The 6,106-nt window shown below is 37.2% G+C and carries 7 protein-coding genes; 2 read left to right on the top strand and 5 right to left on the bottom strand.

What is annotated here, in order from left to right; translation table 11 throughout:
- Positions 1-111: 111 nt before the first annotated feature.
- Genes GVV19_RS04625 through GVV19_RS04640 form a run of 4 tightly spaced genes read right to left on the bottom strand, consistent with a single transcriptional unit; the run spans position 112 to position 3,940 of the window.
- Positions 112-369 carry a thioredoxin domain-containing protein gene (locus GVV19_RS04625; protein ID WP_159635608.1) on the bottom strand — a complete coding sequence of 86 codons (258 nt, stop codon included), beginning with the start codon at positions 367-369 and terminating at the stop codon, positions 112-114.
- The gene (gene nrdF, locus GVV19_RS04630; protein WP_159640850.1) at positions 366-1,442 is read right to left on the bottom strand and encodes a class 1b ribonucleoside-diphosphate reductase subunit beta; all 1,077 of its coding nucleotides are present in this window, start codon (positions 1,440-1,442) and stop codon (positions 366-368) included. The genes GVV19_RS04625 and nrdF overlap by 4 nt, the downstream gene beginning before the upstream one ends.
- A 21-nt stretch (positions 1,443-1,463) precedes the next feature.
- Entirely contained in the window at positions 1,464-3,578 is a 2,115-nt protein-coding gene (gene nrdE / locus GVV19_RS04635) for a class 1b ribonucleoside-diphosphate reductase subunit alpha (protein WP_159635611.1), read from the bottom strand.
- Complete coding sequence (locus GVV19_RS04640) at positions 3,575-3,940, bottom strand: ribonucleotide reductase stimulatory protein (RefSeq protein ID WP_159635614.1); 366 nt, start codon at positions 3,938-3,940, stop codon at positions 3,575-3,577. The genes nrdE and GVV19_RS04640 overlap by 4 nt, the downstream gene beginning before the upstream one ends.
- A 293-nt stretch (positions 3,941-4,233) precedes the next feature.
- On the opposite strand from GVV19_RS04640, the gene GVV19_RS04645 reads away from it, so the two are divergent.
- Positions 4,234-5,199, top strand: a complete 966-nt coding sequence (locus GVV19_RS04645) for a ring-cleaving dioxygenase (RefSeq protein WP_159645876.1) — start codon at positions 4,234-4,236, stop codon at positions 5,197-5,199.
- Between the two features lie 72 nt (positions 5,200-5,271).
- On the top strand, positions 5,272-5,667 hold the full coding sequence (locus GVV19_RS04650) for a CoA-binding protein (RefSeq protein ID WP_159635620.1): 396 nt from the start codon (positions 5,272-5,274) through the stop codon (positions 5,665-5,667).
- A gap of 41 nt (positions 5,668-5,708) precedes the next feature.
- Here GVV19_RS04650 and GVV19_RS04655 read toward each other — a convergent pair.
- A partial coding sequence (locus GVV19_RS04655; RefSeq protein WP_159645879.1) for an IS30 family transposase occupies positions 5,709-6,106 on the bottom strand: 398 nt, incomplete at its 5' end.

Below are 6,106 nucleotides of genomic sequence, written 5' to 3' on the forward strand. Positions count from 1 at the left end.
TTGATTGCATTATTTTAAAAAAATATTGGAAATATGTAAATATTTTTGGAGTAATTACTGAAAAGTGCAAACATTCGTAAAAAAGTGGACCTTTTTCAGGTCCACTTAATTTTATTGAATATGTTTTTCGAGGAAAGCCGTTACTTTTGAAGGTGCAACATCGAGAAGTACATCGCCATCCGCAATTAACGCTGGTGTAGCCATAATATCATTATCTAATGCCAGCTTCATAAATGCCTCTGGATTGTTTTCTTTTTTTACAATTTCAATATCGTCCGCATACTTGTTGCGAAGACCGAGTTCTAGAAATTGTTTTAAAGTAACACATTTAGCACAGTTGTCCTGTGTCAACATTTTAATTTTGCTCATCGTTTAATTCTTGGAGCATCAAATGAGAAATCATCATCTTGAAGTGATTCTGATTTCATTTTTTGATACCCATTTCCTTTCATTGAGAAGTTATCCATTGTTTTTGTCTCGGTATTTAATCCATTCAAGACAACCGGGTTTACCTCTTCGTAGTCAAAATATGGATCAAACCCTAAGTTCATCATCGCTTTATTTGCATTATAGCGCACAAAAATCTTAACATCATGAGACAAGTCTACTGCATCGTAGATGGATTCAATTAATTCTACTTCTTCACCGTAGATTTCGTCAAGATAGGTTGTGAGCCATTGGTACAATTCAGCCTGCAGTGATTTATCAAACTTGTTGTAAATTTCCATTGCCAAGTTTCCAACATAGAGACCATGAATACTTTCATCACGAAGGATCAAGTTAATGATTTCCCCAGCTTGCATAAGTTTTCCTTGTCCATAGAAATAAAGTGGGTAATAGAAACCACTGTAGAATAAGCACGATTCTAAGAAGACGGATGCAACCATCGCTTTCCATTGTGCGACATCAAATTCTAACGAATCAACAGGCGTCCCTAAATCATCGTAGCGACGTTTATAAGTAAGACGGTCCAAATCTTCATAATAACCAACGATCAGCGCAAGAAGTCGCTGCATGTTCTTATTATTTTCTGTCCATGCAAACATTTCATCAATCTCATCATTTTGCAGGTATGTCATGAAAATATTTGAGTATGACTTCGCGTGAACCGCATTTTCCATGGCTGCCATAAAGTTTAAGACTGCTTTACGTTGGTGGAAACGATCATCAATTGAGCGTGACACAACAGGCATCCCAATATCTCCTTGATAGGTATCCAGGAATGTTAAAACAGCAAGGTTTTGTGAGTACGCTTTACGAACATCTTGAGGCAATGTTGCCCACAAGTTCAAATCTGGCTGAAGACTGATGTCTTCAGGTCTCCAGAATTGACTTAAATTTTGTTCATAAAACGTTTGTGTAAAGTTATCTTCATTTTCGTTCCAGTTTGCACCATCGTAATGGCGAACTGCACTTTTTGCTTCAATTTCTTTTAGTAACATATCAATCATTTCCCTCCCAAATTAAACTGCACATGCGATACATTCTTCGATGCTCAATTTATGTGTTCGTGTATAGTATAGTGTTTTAATTCCTTGGTAATGTGCATATAAGTAGTATTTTTGCAAACTACGTGTCGTTTCATCTGACGTAATGCATAGTTCAAATGAAATTCCTTGGTCCACGTGTTTTTGTGCCGTTGCAATAACATCAATAACTTTATATTTGTCCATTGTATATGCTGATTCATACATAAATCCCGCTACATCAGATGCTGGCATTGGGAAATATGTTTTTGAGTTTCCATAAGTACGCTCTTCTACAATTTGTTTAATCGGTGTTAATGATGGCGTTGCACTCATAACATATGCAATTGAACCATTTGGCGCAACTGCTAGTCGGTTAGAGTTATAGAGACCAAATGTCATTACATCATCTTTTAATTGTGTCCATTCTTCTTCTGTTGGAATATAAATATCCTTCATAATGTCTTTAACGACATCCGTTTGTGCATGAACAGGTCCACGATCATTGAAGTATGACCCATCAGCATATTTTGAACGCTCGAAACCATAGAAACGAAGTCCTGTTTCACGGGCTTTCGTCATTGAATGTTTTAAACTATAGAAGTTAACAAGACTGAAGAATACATCAATTAAATCGATATCTTCATCACTACCATAAGCAATATAGTTTTCCGCAATATAGCCATGGTGCCCCATAATTCCAAAACCAACAGAACGCATAATATTATTAGCACGAGCAACTGCTGGTACATGGGCGATATTCGTCTTTTCAGATACAGAGTTCATAATATCCATGGCAGCATATACTGTTTCTTCAATTGTATTGTTTTTAATCATATTTCCCATGTGTCCACTTGCAAGATTACATGAAATATCTAAACCAATTTGGTCTTTATCACGATTGTTGTAATCTGCATATGTTGAGACAACAGAAGGTTGCAGAATTTCTGTACATAAGTTTGAGAACTTAATTGGATCCGCGAGAGGGTTTTCCTTATTAACGTTATCAGCATACATGATATATGGGTATCCGGATTCCCCTTGTAATTGCGCAATCATATCGAAAAGCTTACGAGGGTTTATTTTACGCTTACGAACATTTGGATTTTCTACAAGTTTCTCATACCAGTTATCCATATCAATTGCGATATCTGAGAACGGAATTCCATATTCTTTATAAACAGTATGCGGATAGAAGACATACATATCTTTGTCTTCGCGTGCTAATTCAATCATCTTGTCAGGCATAACCACACCCATTGATAATGTCTTAACACGAACATCGTCATCAGCATTCAATTTTTTAGTTGAGAGGAAATCTTCAATGTCACTGTGGAATACGTTTAAGTAAACAGCACCTGCACCTTGACGTTGACCCATTTGATCAGCATAGCGGAACGCATTATCAAGAAGTTTCGCTACCCCTACGACACCTTTAGCGACTCCAGGAATGTCTTTAATGGTTTCACCTTTCGCACGAAGGTTGGTCAAGTTAATCGACACGCCACCACCCAGTTTTGAAAGTTGCATTGCAAACTCTTGAACACGTGCAATGTCATTTAAAGAATCATCTACTTCCAACAAGAAACATGAGACAAATTCACCACGTTTTTTCTTCCCAGTATTGAGTAGTGTTGGTGTTGCTGGCGTAAAGTCTTGAGCAATAAGTGATTTAATAAGACGACGCGCTGTCTTTACATCACCATCCGCATGGTAGAGCGCAATAATGGAAAGTCGATCTTCATAACGCTCCAAGAATACACGGCGTTCATCATTTGATTTCATTGCATAATCGTTATAGAACTTAAATGCACCCATGTATGTTGGGAATCTAAACTTCGCATTATAAGCAATATCATAGACAGATTCAATTTCTTCAAATGTATACTTATCCAAAAATTCTTTCTCATAATACTCATTTTCAATCATGTAATCGAGTTTTTCACGTAAAGAATGGAAAAACTGTGTATGTTTATTCACATAATTTAAAAAATAAGAACGAACCGCTTCTTTATCTTTATTGAGATCTTTAATATTTCCATCTCCATCAAGGATCTGATTATTAAGAATGACCCACTCAGGAATTTGATTTGTTTTTGTTTGCGCTGTCATAGACGTGCCTCCTTATATTCTTGAATCCATGTTTTTACATATTCAACATCTTTACTAAAGCCTGAACCTTCAAATTTCAATACGAGTTCAATGTTGTATTGATCACTAATTTTCTGTCCTGCTGCTCCAAAGTTTGTACCCCAATTACGATTGCCGCTTACTGCTAGGCCTACCACTTTATCTGCATATGTTTCAAGAAACTCTGCAGCTTCATCGGTAACTTTCCCAAAGTCCCATGAACGTGTTATCAAGAATAATTCACTACCCTCACCGTCATAGTCTAAGATATCTATAGTATTTTGTTCGAGTTTTGATGCAAATCTTGCACCTTGACCCGTCAAACTATCAAAAACGACTAACATACATTCACCACCCTTCAAATCTAATAGTATTAAAACACAGATTTTTTTTACATGTGAGTCCTTGACACAGATTTTCGTCTGTTTTTAAGAAATGAAAATCTGAAACATAAAATATTTAATGATTGTCGTTGTGTCGGAGTGTGTGAACGCCTTAACAACATAAATTTTCTTCATAAATTACATCCATAATATTAAACATAGTAGATTGCTAGGTCATTATTCTTGCACTCCTTTTTTTGATTCGTTATGATTGCATTATCAACAAGGCAGTACATGCCAGAAGGAGCACATTTATGAAAACTATATCAGGATGGCATCATATCACCAATATCGCAAGTGATGCACAGAAAAACTACGAATTCTATACAGAGGTTCTCGGAATGCGTTTATTAAAGAAAACCGTTAACCAAGATGATATTTCTGCATACCATACATTCTTTGGAGATGAGAACGCGTCTGCCGGAAATGATTTAACTTTCTTTGATTTCCCTGGAATCAGTAAAGCTGTCCGTGGGACCAACGCAGTAACCTCTGTTGGACTGCGTGTCCCAAGTGATGCAGCACTTGAATACTGGATGCAGCGTTTTGACGAAAAAGGCGTTAAACACGATGCTATTGATGAACTCTTTGGTGTTAAAGGGCTTCGTTTTGAAGATATTGACGGCCTCCGTTTACGTCTTGTCTCAGACCAAACTGGTGGTGGTTTCCCAGCTGGAAAACCAAACCAATGGAGTGATGTACCTAACGAATTCGCAATTGTTGGACTCGGAACTATTGAAATCACAGTCCGCCATATTGATACACAAGAACAATTCTTAGTTGATGCTCTAGGCTTCACAAAAGTTGGTATTGAGGATGGTGTAACACGATTTGAAACGGGCCCAGGTGGAAACTCATCATCCATTCATGTTCGCGTCGATCAATCTTCAGCAGACGAGTACCAAGGTTATGGTGCAGTTCACCACATTGCGCTTCGTGTTGAAACAACCGAAGACCTCAAAGAGCGTATTGACCAAATGACCCGTAACATGTATCCAAACTCTGGTTTCGTAAACCGTCACTACTTTGAATCTCTCTACACACGAGTTGGACGTATTCTTTATGAATTTGCTACCGATACCCCTGGATTCACAGTTGACGAACCAATTGAAACATTAGGAGAAAAACTAAGCCTTCCACCATTCCTCGAGCCACAACGTGACCGTATTGAAGCTGAAGTCCGTCCATTTGATACGAAACGAGTTAACTACCGAAAATAAGGGATTCTGTGTTAATACACACAGTCTTCAAAAACAGTGTGCTATACTTAACTTATGAAAAGGAGTATATTTATGGACAAATCATATGAGATTTTATCAACAAACAGCAATTATGCAGTAATTGGCATGACCGATGATCAGAAAAAATTTTCCTATAGAATTTACACTTTACTGAAAAACAAAGGCAAAATTACACGAGGCATTCACCACCGTCTTACCGAAGTTGAAGGCGAACGTATTTATAACTCAATTGAAGCGATTGAAGATCCAATTGATGTCGCAGTCTTTGTTGTTAATCCAACGATTGGGATCAACTATCTTGAACCCATCAAAGCAAAAGGCATTTCGACCATTTGGCTCCAACCTGGAACTGTTAGCGATGAACTCGTTGCCAAAGCACATGATTTAGGACTGAACGTTGTTGAAGATTGTGTTCTTGCAACCTATGCCCGAAACGAATCGAAATAATCATAAAAAAAAGCCAGTTCATCGAACTGGCTTTTCTTTTATCAAATCTCAACCGCACCACTATTCATTTTTAAAAATTCTATCTCATAAGCAGTTTTAAAGTCAAATATTTTACGCGGCATTGAGTTGATTTTAAAGGCAATGTCATCAAGATATTGTTGTCCAATGCTGTAAAGTGACTTTCCTTTCGGTATAAATCTTCTAACTATCGCATTGGCTCGTTCATTAGAACCACGCTGAAAAGAACAGTAAGGATCGCATTTATATAGTTTGACACCGAGTCGTTTTGCAGTAATTCCCATTGTATTAAACTCTAATCCATTATCAACGGTTATTGATTTCGTCACTATTTTGTTTTCTTCTATAAATTTTCTAATTAATGAGGATGTGTAATAGTCCAATCGATACTCAGCCTTGATCAGCCAATTCATTCTGGAAC

Source organism: Erysipelothrix anatis, from assembly GCF_009828745.1.
In the GTDB taxonomy this organism is placed as follows: domain Bacteria; phylum Bacillota_I; class Bacilli_A; order Erysipelotrichales; family Erysipelotrichaceae; genus Erysipelothrix; species Erysipelothrix anatis.